Source organism: Alginatibacterium sediminis (assembly GCF_003610775.1).
Classification (GTDB): Bacteria; Pseudomonadota; Gammaproteobacteria; order Enterobacterales; family Celerinatantimonadaceae; genus Alginatibacterium; species Alginatibacterium sediminis.
In genome coordinates, this window is the sequence record NZ_RAQO01000005.1 from 400,403 (window position 1) to 417,419 (window position 17,017).

Annotated in this window: 14 protein-coding genes; all 14 read left to right on the top strand. The window is 45.0% G+C overall.

Translation table 11 applies throughout. The features are described from left to right. Window positions 1–50: 50 nt before the first annotated feature. The 14 genes from DBZ36_RS10245 (at window position 51) to DBZ36_RS10310 (ending at window position 17,012) form a co-directional block, all read left to right on the top strand. Window positions 51–887, top strand: coding sequence for a LysR family transcriptional regulator (locus tag DBZ36_RS10245; protein WP_120354847.1), 837 nt, complete (start codon window positions 51–53; stop codon window positions 885–887). A 38-nt stretch (window positions 888–925) separates the two neighbouring features. Beyond that, window positions 926–1,588 carry an amino-acid racemase gene (locus DBZ36_RS10250; protein ID WP_120354848.1) on the top strand — a complete coding sequence of 221 codons (663 nt, stop codon included), beginning with the start codon at window positions 926–928 and terminating at the stop codon, window positions 1,586–1,588. Continuing rightward, window positions 1,585–2,373 carry a phosphotransferase gene (locus DBZ36_RS10255; protein ID WP_120354849.1) on the top strand — a complete coding sequence of 263 codons (789 nt, stop codon included), beginning with the start codon at window positions 1,585–1,587 and terminating at the stop codon, window positions 2,371–2,373. Before DBZ36_RS10250 ends, DBZ36_RS10255 begins: the two co-directional genes overlap by 4 nt. Window positions 2,374–2,508: 135 nt before the next feature. Next, a complete protein-coding gene (locus DBZ36_RS10260; protein WP_120354850.1) occupies window positions 2,509–3,513 on the top strand; it encodes a linear amide C-N hydrolase in 1,005 nt (334 codons plus the stop codon). Between the two features lie 249 nt (window positions 3,514–3,762). Then, window positions 3,763–4,944, top strand: a complete 1,182-nt coding sequence (locus tag DBZ36_RS10265; protein WP_120354851.1) for an NnrS family protein — start codon at window positions 3,763–3,765, stop codon at window positions 4,942–4,944. An 84-nt stretch (window positions 4,945–5,028) separates the two neighbouring features. Beyond that, the gene (locus tag DBZ36_RS10270; RefSeq protein ID WP_120354852.1) at window positions 5,029–5,238 is read left to right on the top strand and encodes a hypothetical protein; all 210 of its coding nucleotides are present in this window, start codon (window positions 5,029–5,031) and stop codon (window positions 5,236–5,238) included. Window positions 5,239–5,884: 646 nt separating this feature from the next. Then, window positions 5,885–7,306: a GNVR domain-containing protein gene (locus DBZ36_RS10275; protein WP_120354853.1), complete on the top strand. Its 1,422-nt coding sequence runs from the start codon at window positions 5,885–5,887 to the stop codon at window positions 7,304–7,306. A gap of 3 nt (window positions 7,307–7,309) precedes the next feature. Beyond that, window positions 7,310–8,392, top strand: a complete 1,083-nt coding sequence (locus DBZ36_RS10280) for a glycosyltransferase (protein WP_120354854.1) — start codon at window positions 7,310–7,312, stop codon at window positions 8,390–8,392. 10 nt (window positions 8,393–8,402) lie between these two features. Beyond that, the gene (locus DBZ36_RS10285) at window positions 8,403–9,557 is read left to right on the top strand and encodes a glycosyltransferase family 2 protein (protein ID WP_120354855.1); all 1,155 of its coding nucleotides are present in this window, start codon (window positions 8,403–8,405) and stop codon (window positions 9,555–9,557) included. 197 nt (window positions 9,558–9,754) lie between these two features. Beyond that, window positions 9,755–10,090, top strand: coding sequence for an STAS domain-containing protein (locus DBZ36_RS10290; RefSeq protein WP_120354856.1), 336 nt, complete (start codon window positions 9,755–9,757; stop codon window positions 10,088–10,090). A gap of 10 nt (window positions 10,091–10,100) precedes the next feature. Then, complete coding sequence (locus DBZ36_RS10295; RefSeq protein WP_120354857.1) at window positions 10,101–10,943, top strand: OmpA family protein; 843 nt, start codon at window positions 10,101–10,103, stop codon at window positions 10,941–10,943. Window positions 10,944–10,986: 43 nt separating this feature from the next. After that, complete coding sequence (locus tag DBZ36_RS10300) at window positions 10,987–13,074, top strand: SLBB domain-containing protein (protein ID WP_120354978.1); 2,088 nt, start codon at window positions 10,987–10,989, stop codon at window positions 13,072–13,074. A 28-nt stretch (window positions 13,075–13,102) separates the two neighbouring features. Then, a complete protein-coding gene (locus tag DBZ36_RS10305; RefSeq protein ID WP_120354858.1) occupies window positions 13,103–13,798 on the top strand; it encodes a P-loop NTPase family protein in 696 nt (231 codons plus the stop codon). 43 nt (window positions 13,799–13,841) lie between these two features. Then, the gene (locus DBZ36_RS10310) at window positions 13,842–17,012 is read left to right on the top strand and encodes a PAS domain S-box protein (protein ID WP_120354859.1); all 3,171 of its coding nucleotides are present in this window, start codon (window positions 13,842–13,844) and stop codon (window positions 17,010–17,012) included. Window positions 17,013–17,017 lie beyond the last annotated feature (5 nt).

Consider the following 17,017-nt stretch of genomic DNA (forward strand, 5'->3'; position numbering starts at 1 on the left):
TATAGTTAAATCAGGTAACGTAGCTAAATTAACCGGCTGGGGAAACGTTTATGGATCTCAATCTATTAAGCACCTTTAGTAGCGTATACAAACACTGCTCTATCACTAAAGCGGCTGACGAGCTTGAATTGTCGCAACCGGCAATTAGTGCCGCGCTTAAACGTCTCGAAGTACAGATTGGAAAGCAGTTATTTGTACGTAGTGGCCGCGGTATCTCGCCAACTAGCTCTGCGATAGCTTTAGCTCATAAAATTGAAGAGCCGCTAACGGTCATGCAAAGCGTAGGGGAGAGCTTTGAAAGCTTAACTCTTTATTGCCGAGAGAACTTGCAACTATTCATCCATGATATTGATGGGCTAGTGATCTACGAAGCGCCGCTCGAAGAGGACGTGTTAATTGATGACTTGATTCAACAAAAAGTTGATTTGGTCTTGGATGTTTTAAGCGTTACATCCTCAGCCTTAGTGGTAGAGCCCTTATTTGAAGAGCCTGCCGTTTCGGTTTGCCGTATTGATCATCCGCGTATTAACGGCAGCATAGCGCTTGACCATTATTATCAAGAGCAGCACATTGCGCTAAAAATAAGGCGCAATGGTCAAAACGCAGTCGAGTTTTTATCCGACGGTCCGCAAAAACAGCGCAATATTGCCATTGAAACCAGCTCATTAGCCAGTCTTCTAATGCTCAGTTCCAAAACTGACTTTATAGGCTCTTGTCCGCAATCTTTAGCATTAGCGTGGCGAGAAACGCTAGGCCTACAGGTGCTACCCATGCCACTTGGTCTCAAAAAAATCCGCTACAACATGATTTATCATAAGCGCTTTCAGTATGATGAATTTCATATAGAAATGCGCCGAAAGCTAAAGCAACGCTTTGCTAGTTTGTAATTTTACTATTTGAGTAGTTTTGGAGTGTTAAATATATCGTGTTTGATATTTACTATTTGCATACGGGCCAGGTGCACGTAAACACTTTTGAGGCCTTGAGCCACAAGCTGGCCAGTGACGATAATCTGACCTTAAACGTTGGGCATAGAGTTGAAGCAGATTATCTAAAGCATGCCCAGCTTTACGGTTGTGATAGGGGACTTAAACAAACGATGTTGGCTGCCTTGGAACAGATGCAGCAGCAGGCCAAGCTGGTGGTGTGCACTTGCTCGTCTATTGGAGAAATAGCTGAGCAAGCCGCCAGCGATTATGGCTATGCTATTTCGCGCATTGATCGCGCCATGGCTGACCAAGCTGTAAAGCACTCGCGATTACTGGTATTGGCAACATTGGCGAGTACTTTGGAGCCTACTTGCCAACTGCTAACGCAATCTGCGCAAAACCAAGGTGAAACGATTACGATGGATACGGCTGTGATTGACGGCGCTTTTGATATGTATATGAGTGGCCAGCAAGGTGAGTCTTTAGCATTAATCCGGTCACTTATTTTAAATGTTCAGAGCGACTATGATGCCATCGTACTTGCGCAAGCTTCAATGGCCGGCGCTGTTGAAGCGACCCAATGTGAAATTCCAATCTACAGTAGTCCGTATTTAGGCGTGCAAGCTGCAATTGCTGCGATTAAGGCAATCGATAAATGATTGAACTTAGTGGTGGTCGCAGGCAAGCTATTTATTTGGAAAAAGACTGTGTTTATCGGCCATGGAATAGCTGGTCAGACTCTGTGCATCTTTTGCTCAACTATTTACAAGCGCAAGGTTTTACCCAAAGCCCGCGCTTTTTAGGGCAATCTGAGCAAGGTCAGGAGATCCTCAGTTTTATTGATGGCGATGTTTATAATTATCCCTTACAGGGGCCGATAGCTAGCGAAACTGCACTGGTAAGCGCCGCTAAATTACTCAAACAATTTCACCAACATAGCGCTAGCTTTTTAAAGACAATTGATTATAAGTCATTGCCATGGATGTTAGAAAGCAATGAGCCTATAGAGCTTGTCTGCCATGGTGACTTTTCTCCTTACAACGTGGCACTACGCGGCGAGCTCGTCGTAGGCGTGTTTGATTTTGATACCGCGCATCCTGGCAGCGGCTTATGGGATGTCGCATACGCAGTTTATTGTTGGGCTCCCTTAAAAACCGGAACAGTCGCTAGTATTGGTACTGGTTTAAATCGTTGGCCACAGCAACTTAGGCGAGCACGGATCTTTTGTGACAATTATGGGCTAAATGCTAAACAACGTCGCCGCTTACCCTCGCTTATGGCGAAGCGACTACAAGCCTTAGTCAATTTTATGCTAAAACAAGCCAGCGCGGGTGAAAGCTGTTTTATAGAAAATGTCGAACATGGACATCACCTGGGGTACTTAGCCGACATCGACTATATTAATGCTCATGCTGATGAGTTAATTGATGGCTTGCTGAACTAAGTGCTGATGCTTGTCTTAATATTCTCTTTAACATATTCGTTTTTCCTATAGTTACCAACTCGTTCAATCGACTATTTGTACATACTATGTGTTCAGACCAAAACGGTAGACCAATTTTTAGCAAGGGCTGACACGATGAACAAGACAATAATTGCAAGCGTAATCGCAACCATGAGTATCGTTGGAACTGGAGTTTCTCAAGCATGTACCACCGCTGCATATCACAATGGTGATACTTCAATTTCGGCTCGGACTATGGATTGGGCTGGTAACGATGAAGCGATAGTCGTTGGCACCGGCGCCGGAATGCTCAACTCCTACAGCGACAACGATGGCTTACAAACTACCTCTAAGTATGCCGCGCTCAAAATTGAATCGTTTAATCCCGGTATTGTAGCCGAGGCCATGAATGAGCAGGGCCTAGAAGTTCATTTATTGTATTTAGGCATTAGTGCTGGTACTGAGTTCCAAGCTGATACTGCCGATTTTCAAAATGTAGACGCTACTAACGTACCGCGTTTCTTAGTCGATAACTTTGCCAATGTCGATGAGGCCATTGCTGGGCTCAAAGGCGTCGATGTGATTGGGACTGAAGTTTACAACTTAGAAGGGCACGAAGGTGAAAGTATTAAGCCGCCGGTTCATTTCCAAATTAACGATAAGCATGGGAATTCAGCGGTTGTTGAATACATCGCCGGCGAAATGAAGATTTATCAAGTTGATGGTGCAGCTTATATGAGTAACGACCCAACTTTCGATTATCATTTAACCCAAGATGCCGAAAAAGTTGAAGCCAATTCCTCTATTCGTGCAACTGACCGTCGTCTGCGTGCTAAAGCGCAAGTTCAAGACATGTACACCCGTAATGTGCAGGGTGAGCAGGCAGCAATTGCAATTAAAGCCGTCGGAGCAACAGCATTTTCGGGTACCGACCGCATGGATCCGTACGTCGGTGATGGTACAGCCGTTTTTCCAACTTTATGGACTAATTATACCGACCGTAATGCAGGAACTTGGAAACTAGACCGTCATGATACATGGGCCGTAGAAGAATACAGTATGGCTGATTTTGATACGCAAAAAGCTGAGCGAGTTGTTTTGGGGGCACACCCTAGCTATCGCGGAACAGCGACCAACTAACAAATACCAGAACCAAACAAAGGCTTTGAACACCAGTGTTCAAAGCCTTTTTGAGTTTGGATTGACCGTTTCTGTTTGTAATATCAGTTGTTTTTACACGTCCTTGCGAGTTTAGAATAAGAGTCGGGAGAATCGTTCATATGGCTTGCTATACCATTTTCTTGAATTATTTCTTGAATAAGTTGGCGGCAAAACCCGGCTAGGTTAGAGTGTGCGCCTTGAGCTTAAGAGAACTCTAAAGGAACAGCCTTGAACATTATTGATAAAGCCCTCGAAGAGCGTACTCCTCCCTTTTTTCGCTTAGGGTTTCGACCATTCTTTTTGGTCGGTGCAAGTTATGCTGTGATTGCGATTGCGCTGTGGATTTGGGCTTTAAGTCATGGTCAACCTGCAGCGCTGCAAGTGCCAGCACTGTGGTGGCATGTACATGAAATGCTATTTGGTTTTGCAATTGCGATTGTTGTCGGCTTTGTGTTGACGGCGGTGCAAAACTGGACCGGTAATCCGGGCACCAAGGGCTGGCGACTAGCGTTGTTATTAGCCCTATGGCTTAGCGTGCGAGTCATGTTTTGGTTACCGGTACCTACTTGGGTGATTAGTGTTATTGAAGGCTTATTTCTACTCGGGGTGTGCTACGAAATTGGCTGGCGTGTTGTTGTGGTCAAAGGTTGGCGTAATCTCTTCTTTGTACCGCTATTTTTGATGGCAATTGCGGTCAATTTTGCAAGTTACGCCAGCATTAAAGGCTTAACACCGTTTAGCTCTAGTGCAATATGGCAGGCGATGTTGTGGTGGTTTGTTTTGCTACTCTCGGTTATGGGAGGACGGGTCATACCGTTTTTCTCAGCAAGGCGCTTTAATTACCAAAAAGCTGAGCCACTACCGGCACTTGAGTATCTGGCGACGATCTCCTTGTTATTATTGTTTTTATTAAGCTTTTTCCCTTTGGTCTACTTAGACCTTGCTCCCATGCTCATGCTGTTCGCAGGCTTAGCTCAATTGCTGCGTTTTGTGCGTTGGAAACCGTGGTTGTGTATGGCAGAACCGCTGGTTTGGTCTCTACACTTGGCCTACGCGTTTATACCAAGCTTTTTGATTGTGAAAGGCTTGGCTAATAATCCCTTGTTAAGCCACAGCGCATTGCACATCTTTGCTATTGGCGCTTTAGGTGGGCTTATACTTGCGATGATCAGCCGCGTCACCTTAGGTCATACTGGTCGAGACATATATAAAGGTCCGGTAATGTGGCCCGCCTTTTTGGCTGTTGCAATAGCAGCACTAATTCGTGGGGTTGCGGTTGCGTGGTGGCCAACACAACTGCAACTGTGGTTACATGTTTCAGCGGCACTATGGATGTGTGGATTTAGTATGTTTGTCCTTTTGCACGCAAAAATGTTGTTTAAGGCGCGGGTCGATGGCCATCCTGGTTAATCAATATTAAATTGAGTTCTCGCAACAAAGTTGATTTTATTATTCGGCATAATTAAATAATCACTTTGTACATGCGAGAAGGCAATGAGCGATAAAACTAAGTTAATCCTATACTTGGTGATGGGCTTGGGTTTGTGCCTAGTTGCCCTAGGTATAGCGTTGGCCATGTTCACAGATATCAGCTCCAGCATGGGAGTGCGGGGAGTGCAAATCATTGCTGGGCTTATCGGCACTGGATTGTTATTGCTGGTTCCTAGCAAAATATTTTTAACTCTCATCCTTATGCGGCGCTAAATTACGCTCGATTGAAACTGTTTTGAGTAAAGGTAAGTGCAGCTTATTCAAACGCCAACAGCGATAAAGAATATTGCTGCTAGCATCTGGCTCCAAGGCAGCTTAAATCGGTGCAATGAAATAATCCCAAGGGTGTAAAAACATTGATAGGTAGCACCGCTGTTGCTCCAAAAGACTAAAAAGTCCCTTAAATTCTAGCTGTCGCCCTAAGATACCAACTCAGCACTATTGATCATCGATTCACCTTCCTTAGCAAACAGAGTGCCTAGCCACTACAACTCAAGCCTTTGCTTTATCCATGTGCCAACCGTTTTAAACAATGTCTACGGCTATGTCTGTTGACCGACTAAAGCTGCCTGAAAGCTAAAAAAATTGGGGTTTTGGAATTTAAAGCGACATAAACGGGAAATAAGAGCACGTGTACTTTAAGCCTAGCAAGTTCTTAGTTGCCTGCAGCCTGTGTAGAACTATTGTTTTTGTTCCAAGCTTAGCTTCATTCGTTAACTCAAGTGTGCGCTTTGCAAATTGCAAACTGATAACGGTTGGGTGCATGAATCTCATTTAACTACATGATAATAAAAACTATTTTAAAACTGGAATGGATCTGGCAACACCCGTTCATATTGTTTTGAACTAGGGGAAATCAATGGCGCAAGTGCTGTTAAAGCTATATTTGTTTTGTTTTGCGCTGTGGCGTAGACGTTATGCTTTAGTACTTCCGGTATTGATACTTCCGGTTGTCGGCCTCGCTGTAGGGTCAAATGCACCTAAGCGCTATCAAGCGCATACTAGTATGTTGATACAAGAAACAGCAAAACTAAATCCCTTTTTGGAAGATCTAGCTGTGTCCTCTAACCTTGACTCTCGTATGGACGCATTGTCTACGCTTTTAAAAAGTAGGCACATTTTAAGCCAGGTTGCTCTTGACCAAGGTTTGTTCCAGGAAAACGACAGCGATTTGAGCAAAGATCAAGTAATAGCGTTGTTATCGAGAAATCTCAATGTGCGCTTAATTGGCCGTGATTTAATACGCATTGATTACCAAGCTCAAAGTCCCGAGGGAATGGCTCAGTTGTTGCAGTCGGTTTCTCAGCAATTTATCGACCAACTGTTAGCCCCAGAGCGCTCTTCGATTCAAGACTCCCAAAAATTTTTAGAGCTGCACTTGCTTAAAAGCAGTGAACAATTACAAGAAGCTGAAGACGCATTGGCTTGGTTTAGAACCCAAAACGCAAGCAGTTTACCCGAACTCTATACCGTGAATGCAGAGCGACTGGCCCAGTTAAGCCAGTCTTTAGTAGAAAAAGAGGCCATATTGGCCGGTGCCAAGCAAAGCCTAGGAACCATTGATCAGCAGCTTTCCAGAACCGACCCTGTGTTACTTCGTCTTGAAGAACAAATTGTGGCGCAACGGTCTAATCTCGCCAACTTAAGTTCTCGTTATACCGATGGGCATAGCAAAGTCTTGGCGGTTAAACGTAACTTACGCCGCTTGGAGGAAGAGCGGATGACAGTACTTGAACAGCCCAGTGAGAGACTGCTAACGATTGAACAAGGCATTCTAAATTCACAGCTGCAATTGAGTGATAGTCAAAGCGATATGTTAGTTGTGCAAGCGCAAGCCTTGCTTAGCGCACGGCATAAAGTTGTTGCCGCCGAGGAAGAAGTCACCCAGCTACGAGCCCTATCCAAAAGCATTGAGTCAAAACTGCAAGGGGTCGGGGAGCAAGAACAGCAGCTACGAGAGCTAAATCGTAATCTAAAAGTAAAACGTCAGCTCTATGAGAATTTGTTAACTCGCTACGAAATGGCGCAAGTGACCGGGGCATTGGGCTTATTTGAAGGTTCCGAGCGGATTAAGATAATTGACCGTCCCTATACGCCAAGTTCTCCGTCAACACTGCCCCTTTGGATGTACGCCGTTGCAGGTTTAGTAGCTGGCTTGTTATTAGGATTTGCAATTGTAGTGCTTAGCGAACTTTGTGACTCCAGTCTACGCACGCAACAGCAAGTCGAAGACTTGTTAGGTTTACGCGTCTTAAGTCGAATTCCACCATTAAAGGAATAGTTTATGAACACATGGGTACAAGTGGTACAGCATCTACAGCCGGGTGGTATTGAAACCATGGCGCTAGACTTGAAAAGGCTTGAGAGCAGTGATGAAGAGGGCGTTATCGTATCGTTGGAAGGTAATAAGCAAGATGCATTAGAGCTTTGGCCCCGATTAAAGCCTTTTGCTGATCGTTTAATATTTTTGGACAAGCAAGCGGGATGGAGCTGGTCCACAGTACGCACCTTAGTAAACCTATTTCGACAATGGCAAACCCCCGTGGTGCATACCCATCATATAGGTCCCTTGATATATGCAGGAATAGCTGCTCGTTTGGCCCACGTACCAGTACTGATTCATACTGAACATGATGCTTGGCATCTGCGACAGGCTAAGCGTCGATTTTTACAATCGGCAATTCTAAAGCTAGTTAAACCGATTTTGGTTGCTGACGCCGAGCGGGTTGCTAGTGAGCTTCGCAACGCGTTGATCTTGGATGATGATCAAGTTCAAGTAATAAAAAATGGGGTGGATCTGAGCCAGTTTGTGCCCGGTAATAAGACCCGAGCAAGAGCTGCTTTAGGCCTTGAACCTGCAGTGCATATGGTTGGTACTGCGGGGCGACTTGAATTGGTGAAGGGGCACGCTGTACTGATAGAAGCAATGCAGTTTCTGCCGGCGAATTATCAATTATGTATTGCGGGTCAGGGCAGTCAAAAGTCAGTTTTGGAGCAGTTAATTGAGAAATTTGGCCTACAGGGCCGCGTGCATTTGCTAGGTAATGTACAAAACATGCCCCAGTTTTATCAGTCACTCGATGTGTTTTGTTTACCCTCTTATTTTGAAGGCTTGTCATTAGTCATTTTAGAAGCGCAATCATGCTCTATACCGGCGGTGGTGACCAACGTTGGCGCTTCAAAAGAAGCGCTTTGTCCAGGTAGCGGACTTTTAGTTGAGCCGGGCTCCGCATTCACCTTAGCCCAAGCTTTAGAGCAACAAATTAACAATAGCAAGGTTAGTAATCCGCGACAATTCGTAAAAAAATGTGGAGACCTTCGTACCACAGCTCGAAATTACGCCGCCTTGCGTCAGCTTTATCAATAAGGAGAACATCATGAATGTACTCATGTTTTTAACCGGGCTTGCGATGTTTTTGGTGGTTTATCACCATGCGATATATCCGCTATTGTTAAAATTACTTAGCTGCCGAGTAAGCCAAGACAATCAACTGTTGCGAGGAAGTGAGCGCGCTTACGCTTTAGGTGACAAGCTGCCCAGTATCGAGATCATTATTCCGGCCTACAATGAGCAAGCATTTATCGCCCAAAAAATACTTAATATGGCTAGCCTTGATTATCCGGAACAATTGCTAACGGTAAATATTGCCTGCGATGGTTGTTCAGACGATACGGCCAAAATTGCCCGTGAAACCATCGATTGTTTGAGTGAGTGTGCAATTGATTTCCAATTACACAACTTTGAACGCAATCGTGGAAAAGTGGCGGTACTGAACCAATGTATTGCAGCCAGTGAGGCTGACATTGTTGGTCTTAGCGACGTTTCAGCCTTGATATCGGTTGACGCGCTGCTCATTGCGGCTAGCGACTTTCAAAACCCGCGAACTGCTGTGGTGTGCGCGCATTATCATATGCTCAGTCCAGGCTCTCACGGTGAAGCCCGTTATTGGGACTATCAGCGAGAGCTAAAACGTTGCGAAGCGCAGTTGGGTGCACCTCTAGGTGCGCATGGCGCTTTCTATTTGTTCAAGCGCAGCGCTTACCAAACACTGGCGGCCGACACCATAAATGATGATTTTATGATCCCAATGCAAATTTTGCAGCGTGGTTTTGAAGCGGTCTATGATTCACGAATTAATGCGCTTGAATTAGAGCAAGCCCCAAACTCCCAAGATCGAAGCCGGCGTAAACGTATTGGCGCAGGCAACATGCAGCAGTTAATTCGTTTACGGGGAATGCTAAAGCCTCGTTTCAAAGGTTTAGCATTTACCTTCTTCTCAGGCAAAGCATTGCGCGTGGTCATCCCTTTTTGCATGATTGTTAGCTGCATAGGATCGCTACTGCTAGCACAGCACTCAACGTGGTTTGCTGTGTTGTTTGGGCTGCAAGCGCTGGCGTATGTTTTAGCATTTTTGCCGCGCTTGCTCCCCAAAGGTGTAAGTCCTAAGTTGTGCCACAGTTTGAATTATTTAGTCGAAGGTCATTTTGCTAGCTTTTATGGTGGGCTCAGTTATTTAGCCAAACGATTCTAGATTAATGCTGCGCTATCTAAAAAGCACATTCGCATTCTGCAAATGTGCTTTTTTATGCCTTAAACATATACTTATCTAGCTGTTTTCATTGCTTATTTACAAATTGGAACGATTCTCGCTATACCAGGGTGTACAGCAACAAAATATATCCACCACTGGACGAATTAATCGGCAAGTGGTCAACGTGAGGAAGCACTATGAATACGACTATTGCACCAAGCCAACATGAACTACTGATCGATTGGCAGTCCAATTTGACCAATGCTGACAGCCACGCCCAAGTACTGCAAAACATACAGCAGAGTTTTCACGAATTTAGTAGCCACAGTCCCTGTAAACAAGTCACGCTTAATTTTGAACAGCAACCAGAATTGGGCATGGAAACCATTTATAGATTAGTGAAAATCTTCAAGCTGTTACGTTCAAAGCAATGCCAGTTGCATATTTGCGGAGTAAGCCAGCAATCACAGCGCCTGTTGGCCTTGCTTCGATTAGATCAAAGCTGGTCTATCGAACAATCCGTAGCGGCGTAAGGAGCAAGTGATGAAGAACATGGTCTTAGTATTAGCGTGCTCGATTGGACTCTCTGGCTGCACCACATGGGCGGAGCCTGGTAAAGGTGGTTTTGCCGAGAATGAGCTTGATCTATTAGCTTGGGTCGATATGGGGCCAGAGAAACAATTAGGACCTGAGCATGGCATGTTGTTTCAATCCACCTTACTCAAACACCAGCTAGAGATTTTGGTGCTCGAAGGCGCTGAGCTATGTTTCCCCGCGTCGGTGAGTCAAGCTCGCTTGCAAGAGCAGCGAATATTTCGTGAGATAGAAGGGGGCTTAGGACTCGATGCAGCTAATGATATTGAAATTCAGCAACGCTTTCTTAATATGCTGGAGCAACGTCTGCAACGGGCGCTTGATGGCTCAGCTTGTCGTATTGATGGTCTTCCGCAACTAAATGCTAGCGCCCTTGTATTAGCCCTAGACGCCTTAGTGAACAGCAATAACCAATTTGCTTATGATTCCAGTGATTTAAGTCCCGCTTATCAAGACCAGTTACAAAAGGTTGCTCCCTTACTAATCGCAAGTTCATTGGCAATTACCATCACTGGACATAGCGATAGCAAAGGGGATGAAGCTTATAAGCAAAAGCTGTCAACCAAGCGGGCCGAAAATGTGGCCAGCTATCTAGCCAAACAAGGCCTTGTAAGCGAGCAAATGACAGTGCTAGGGATTGCTGATAACGCGCCATATCTAGCCGGAGATGAACAGGCGGTTCGTCTTTCTAATCGTCGGGTAACTATTAGTTTTTTAGAACCCAGTTCAAGTCTGAATGCGAGCTTGGAGCACCAGCAGGCGTTGCGTATCAATGCGATGGCAGCTCTTTAAGGAAAAAATTATGAATATCAAAGGTTTAACTTTTTATTGCGCCATGTTGTTTTGTTTACTGGTATCGGCGGCTAGTTTTGCCCAGCGCGGAATATTGGTGAAAGCCGGTGATGTTGTTCAAATCGTACTACCAGGGGAGAGCAGTTTGGATCGAACCTTTGAGGTTAATCGCAGTGGTCAGTTGATTCTGCCTGAAGTTGGACCGGTAATGGTCTCAGGTTTTAGTGAAGAACAACTGGAGAAGCAGATTCAGCGCAAGTTGAGTTCGGCATACCGAGACCTCAGTGGCTTAAGAGTTATTCTTGCTGAACAACGTATACGAGTCAGCGTTCGAGGCTTCGTAAAAGTCCCTGGCGAAGTGGTCTTGTCGCAGGGTTCAGGTGTACAAATGGCCATTCAGGCCGCTGGTGGTTTACGTAGCGGAGCGCAACTTGATCGTATACAGCTGCGCCGGGAATCGATGCCAGACCCCTTAGTGTTTAACTACAAAAGCTACCTTGATAGTGGCGATGTAAGCTTACTTCCAACACTACAATCATTAGACGTACTGTTTGTTCCCGCCTCTCCTAAAATAGGTAATGTGGCCGTAGATTTTGATCCGAAGAGCTTAAACGATAAAGGGGACGCGGCTGAAAATCGCTCAGCTGTAAAGGTATTTGGTGAAGTGTATAACCCTGGCAGCTTTTCGTTTAAAGCCAATGCCAGCTTAGTTGATATGTTAATGCGAGCCGGTGGGGTTACTCGCTATGCGAGTGTTGAACAAATTAGAGTTATCGTCGATTCTCGACCACAAACTTTTGATTTAAAAGCTTATCTTGATAGTGGTGATGCTAGTTTGTTGCCTGAGCTACAAGCTGGAACTACCATTTTTGTACCCAAGCAAGAAGAAGAAATCAAATCCGGAGCAAATACTGTCTATGTTATGGGCGAAGTGTTTAAGCCAGGTGCTTACGAGGGCAATCAAAGCGCTGGTTTTCTAGACATTTTAGCCAATTCTGGTGGTCCAACGCGCTTTGCTGAAACCCGACAGATCAGAATTATTCGTCAAAGCGGCGGGGTGGAGCCCTTTGATTTACTGGCGTTTACCGAAGGCTTGATAACTAGCATGCCGGATATAGGCCCTGGTGACGCGATTTTTGTTCCGGAAAAAACTGACCTTAATGAGAAATCATGGACCAAAGTATCACCAAATCGAGCAGTTAAGGTGATGGGGGAGGTGAATCAACCCGGTCGTTTCGAATGGTCCGATGAAATGTCACTAATGGACTTATTAGCACATGCCGGAGGCCCAAAACCTAGTGCTGACACCGCCGCAATTCGTATTCTGTATCAGATGGGCGGCCAGCAAACCAAATCAGTGTTGTTCAATCTAGATGCGTATATCAGCGGCGAGTCAGCTGGAAACATGTTACCTCCGATCGTTGCTGGTACTACGATAATGGTGCCGCAATTACCAGATGACCCAAGTGACAATAAAAGTCAGTGGGTACGTCAGCGTTCAGAAGACAGCATCTATGTTTTTGGGCAAGTGGTTGCGCCTGGTCGCTATCGTTTTGACCCCCGCATGCATTTCCTAGATATTTTAGCGGCTGCTGATGGTCCAGCGGCAAATGCTGACCTGCGTAACTTGCGCATCAGTCATCGAGACGGTGGCCATGCTCGCGTATCGCAATTGGATTTGGCTTTGTACTTCGAAACTGGCGACGAGTCCTTGTTACCTAAAGTTGTGCCTGGCGATTCTATCTACATCCCAGAAAAGGACAGAGATTGGTTGTCTGAATCAAAAGAAACCACCGTTCGAGTTTTAGGAGCGGTGCGTAAACCTGGTCGTTATCGCTTTAATGACGACATGACCTTACTTGACTTACTGGCCGAGGCTGGTGGTTTGGAAAACAACGGTTACCCAGAAAAAATAACCGTGGTTAATTTGTCGTGTTGCAAAGACAAGGCCCAAAGCTTTGATTTGTTGGAATTTGCACAAACTGGAGACTTTGCATTATTACCTGTACTTCGGTCTGGCGATACGGTGTATGTCCCGATGCGTGAAGACAGTAACTGGGCTAAAGCGCGTCAAGGTTTAGAAGATGTATTTAGAGTGGTTACCATCACTGCTGTACTTGGGATTTTATAAGCTTTCGCAGTTAAACGTGGAGAATAAAATGAGCCTGTTACCTTATAATTATCAAGAATTAGAGCGAGTTTATCAGCAGATTAGCCCCTTAAGCTCAAGCTGCATTAGCGTCACTTCTGCGACAGCGGGTGAAGGGGTGAGCACATTAATTGATGCGATTGCACAGCGCACAAAAAATGCCGGAAAACGGGTGTTAGTTGTCGATCTTAATTTGCACCATCCACGTAGTAATATCGCGCCGGAAACACAAATTTGTTGGACTCGCGCCCTTGACAGTCAAAACCTACAGACTCAAGCACGAATTGACTACTTGTGTGCACCAATTGATTTCGATTTACGTCAACAATTGCGCGATGCCCAATTGTTGCAACAATGGTTTTTAAGCTGGAAGCAGCACTATCATTTAGTTTTACTTGATACCAGTGCTTTAAATCGCTACAACAGCGGCAACATTAGCGCCCAGTCTGTATGTCGTGTCAGCGATAGCGTGTTGCTGTGTGTGTTGGCTGGTAAGACTTCCAGCATACAACTGCTAAATGCTAAACGAGAGCTTGAGAGCGTTGATGCGAACGTGATGGGGGTGGTCTTAAACGATAGATTTAATCCTAGTTTTAAAAGCTTAGTTTTACGCAGTGCAAAGCGATTAAATAAGATATCACCTAAGCTGTTTAGATGGTGTGAACAACACATTCAAAATTCTCAATTGTTATCTATGCGAGTATAGGGCTAGAATCAAGCTATAAACACGCTAAATCAAGGATGTAAGTTTGCGCTTGAAGTTAAGTTTTAGGGCAAAAACAGTACTGGGTGTTACTTTCATCCAAGCGGCTTTATTGGCGGTGTTAGTTGTGGCCAGCGTACGCTGGTTACATGATTCCAACGAGCAACACCTCATTCATTATACGCTAACGACAACCGAGCTTATTGCAAATACCAGTGCTAGAGCTCTGGCTCAAAATGATATCGCTTTGCTAGACAGCACAGTGCAAGAGTTGTTAACCAAGCCTTATATCAGTTATGTCATTTTCGAAAACTCCTCGGGTGAAATCCTTAGTCAAGGTGGTCGCGACTATCCAACTATTGCCCCGCAATCGTATGTACTCAAGCCCTCGGACACTCTCGATGGTGTGTTTCGATCCTATGCAAATATAGCCGAGCAGGGGCAGGTGATAGGGCGTGTCTTAGTTGGGATACATGTTAATCAATTCCACGAACTTATCGGTACTGCCAGCTCTTTTGCTATGGGGCTTGCCGCACTAAATGTTGCCATGTTGGGCGTGTTTTCGCTTCTGTTAGGTACCTATTTAACCAGACGGCTATTACGGCTGCGAGATGCCGCAAAAACAATTACCGAAGTGGGTCCCGGTCTTCAATTGGACATCGACGGTGACGATGAGATCAGCCAAGCCATGGCTGCATTCAATAAAATGTCGAAGGCATTGGAAAAGTCGCATTTGGAGTTTAAACAATCCATCTCGCAACAAGAACGCTTATCTACAGAGCTCAGCCGCCACCAACAACTGCTTAAAGCCAGTTTGTCTTCCTCGATGGATGCAGTAATTACCATCGATCGTCACGGACATATTATTGAATTTAGCCAAAGCGCCGAACGTATTTTTGGTTATACCCGTGAACACATGATGGGCAAAGATCTATCTGATTACATCGTGCCTGAACACTTGCGAGAAGCACACCGAAAAGGCTTGAAACATTTTCGAGATACCGGAGAGGCGCCGGTTTTAGGCCAGCGCTTAGAATTACCAGCAATTGATAGTAGTGGACGCGAGTTTTTGTCGGAGCTGACGATTTCTTCGGTTGAAGTGGGCGACGATACTATTTTTACCGCTTATATGCGGGATATCAGTGACAGAAAATTGGCCGAACAAGAGTTACGATTAGCAGCGCAAGCTTTTGATGCGAATGAAGCAATTTTTATTACCGATGCTAAGGCTACAATTGTTCGAGTGAATCAAGCTTTTTGCCGTATTACTGGTTATAGCGAAGTCGAATCTATTGGCTCGAGCCCTAGTCTGCTTTCTTCACAACGACATGACCAAGCCTTTTTTAAGAATATGTGGCAAGCCTTAAACGATACCGGCTCTTGGCAAGGCGAAATTGTGAATCAACGTAAAAATGGGGAGCTTTTACCTGAATGGCTAAGTATTTCTTCAGTTAAAGATTCCAATGAAGTTGTGACGCACTATGTTGCTCACTTTACTGACTTAAGTGAACAAAAAGCGGTTGAAGCTTCCTTGTCGCAAGCTAAGGTCGATGCAGAAGCGGCGAGTCTTGCTAAAAGTCGTTTCTTAGCAAGTATGAGTCACGAAATTCGAACGCCACTCAACGCCATTATTAATATGAACCAAATCTTAAAAGAGTCACAACTCGACGATCAACAGCGTCACTTTGTGAATACTGCCAATGAGGCAGGGCATACCTTAATGGCTTTAGTTAACAATGTGTTGGACTTCTCTCGTATTGAAGCAGGACGATTGGAGTTCAATGAGGAGTGGTTTAACCCGCGTTCAACACTACGCAGTATTGTGGAACTATTTGACTCAACAGCGTCGCAAAAATATTTAAGTTTGAGCTTGGATTTGGATGAAAATCTTAGCGATGAGTACTTTGGTGAGCCCTTAAGGTTTAGACAAATTGTGTTCAATTTGCTGGGGAATGCGCTTAAATTTACCAATCATGGCGGCGTTAAGGTGAGTTTGCTAGTTGAAGCCGAACAGGGTGTGTTACTTAAGATCCAAGACACCGGGATCGGAATATCGGCAGAGCAACAAGCCCATTTATTTGAAGAGTTTTTTCAAGTTGATAATACCAGCACCCGAACCTATTCAGGTACGGGCTTAGGCTTAGCCATCACCCATCAAATTGTTGAAAAAATGAATGGCAAAATCACCATTGATAGTGTGTTGGATCAAGGGACTTGTTTCTCTGTGCTGCTTCCATTTAGTGGTCGAAAAAGCCCATTACTTCCGATGTCATCAAGTAAAAAAGATGGGCCAAGTCTGGCCCGCAAGCCAATAGTTTTACTCGTTGAAGACAGTGCCATGAACCGTTCCGTAGTTGAACAAGTGCTAAAAGGCTATGTACACGAGTTAGTCTGCGCTAACGATGGGCGACAAGGCTTACAACAAGCGCAGCAGCGAAAATTTGATATCATATTGATGGATATGGCAATGCCGGTGATGGATGGGCTGGAAGCTACGCGCCGTATTCGAGAAAAGCTTGGGCCGAACCAGCATTGTCCAATCATCGCCATGACCGCTAACGCTTTTGAAGAAGATAAACAGGCTTGCTTTAGTGCAGGTATGAATGATTTTATAACTAAACCTTTGGATATTGCGCTGCTTCGTAGCTGTATTGAGCAATGGTCGATGTTGGTGAGCGGTGACCTACTTGATTTGGACTCAGAACTCGAGGCTGAAGCAAATATAAGCCACGAACCCCATCAACAATTAACAACTGAACAGCTCGATTTAAGCCAAATCGAAGCCGCTGAATTAAGACCCGACTTTAAGGATGAAAAGGCAACTGAAGCTATTGAAGACGAGTTTGATGATCCGCGATTTGATAAATTTGATATTTTGGATGTCAAACGACTTGAACAACTGGCCTTTGATGCAGGATTTGAAGCGCTGCCATTGATGCTTAACCTTCTTGAGTCCGAAACTAACGAGAGACTCGACGAGCTTATGTTAGCCTTCGAGCAGCAAGATTGGTCAAGTGTTTGTGCTCAAGCACATGCGATTAAGGGTAATGTTGCTACCTTTGGTGCGAAACGCCTACAAATGATTTGTGCTCAGGTTGAATCCAGCGCCAAAAGTGAAGACAGCAGTGAGTTGGAAAAGTTGGTTCCGTACTTACCCAAGCAAGTTGAGATAGCACTGGCTGCGATCCTCGACTTTGCACAAGCCTTTATTGAATAAAAGGA

Coding starts and splice junctions, on each gene's coding strand:
- DBZ36_RS10285 (WP_120354855.1), top strand. CDS start 8,403: ATGAATGTACTCATGTTTTTAACCGGGCTTGCGATGTTTTTGGTGGTT.
- DBZ36_RS10280 (WP_120354854.1), top strand. CDS start 7,310: ATGAACACATGGGTACAAGTGGTACAGCATCTACAGCCGGGTGGTATT.
- DBZ36_RS10260 (WP_120354850.1), top strand. CDS start 2,509: ATGAACAAGACAATAATTGCAAGCGTAATCGCAACCATGAGTATCGTT.
- DBZ36_RS10270 (WP_120354852.1), top strand. CDS start 5,029: ATGAGCGATAAAACTAAGTTAATCCTATACTTGGTGATGGGCTTGGGT.
- DBZ36_RS10300 (WP_120354978.1), top strand. CDS start 10,987: ATGTTGTTTTGTTTACTGGTATCGGCGGCTAGTTTTGCCCAGCGCGGA.
- DBZ36_RS10245 (WP_120354847.1), top strand. CDS start 51: ATGGATCTCAATCTATTAAGCACCTTTAGTAGCGTATACAAACACTGC.
- DBZ36_RS10290 (WP_120354856.1), top strand. CDS start 9,755: ATGAATACGACTATTGCACCAAGCCAACATGAACTACTGATCGATTGG.
- DBZ36_RS10275 (WP_120354853.1), top strand. CDS start 5,885: ATGGCGCAAGTGCTGTTAAAGCTATATTTGTTTTGTTTTGCGCTGTGG.
- DBZ36_RS10255 (WP_120354849.1), top strand. CDS start 1,585: ATGATTGAACTTAGTGGTGGTCGCAGGCAAGCTATTTATTTGGAAAAA.
- DBZ36_RS10305 (WP_120354858.1), top strand. CDS start 13,103: ATGAGCCTGTTACCTTATAATTATCAAGAATTAGAGCGAGTTTATCAG.
- DBZ36_RS10295 (WP_120354857.1), top strand. CDS start 10,101: ATGAAGAACATGGTCTTAGTATTAGCGTGCTCGATTGGACTCTCTGGC.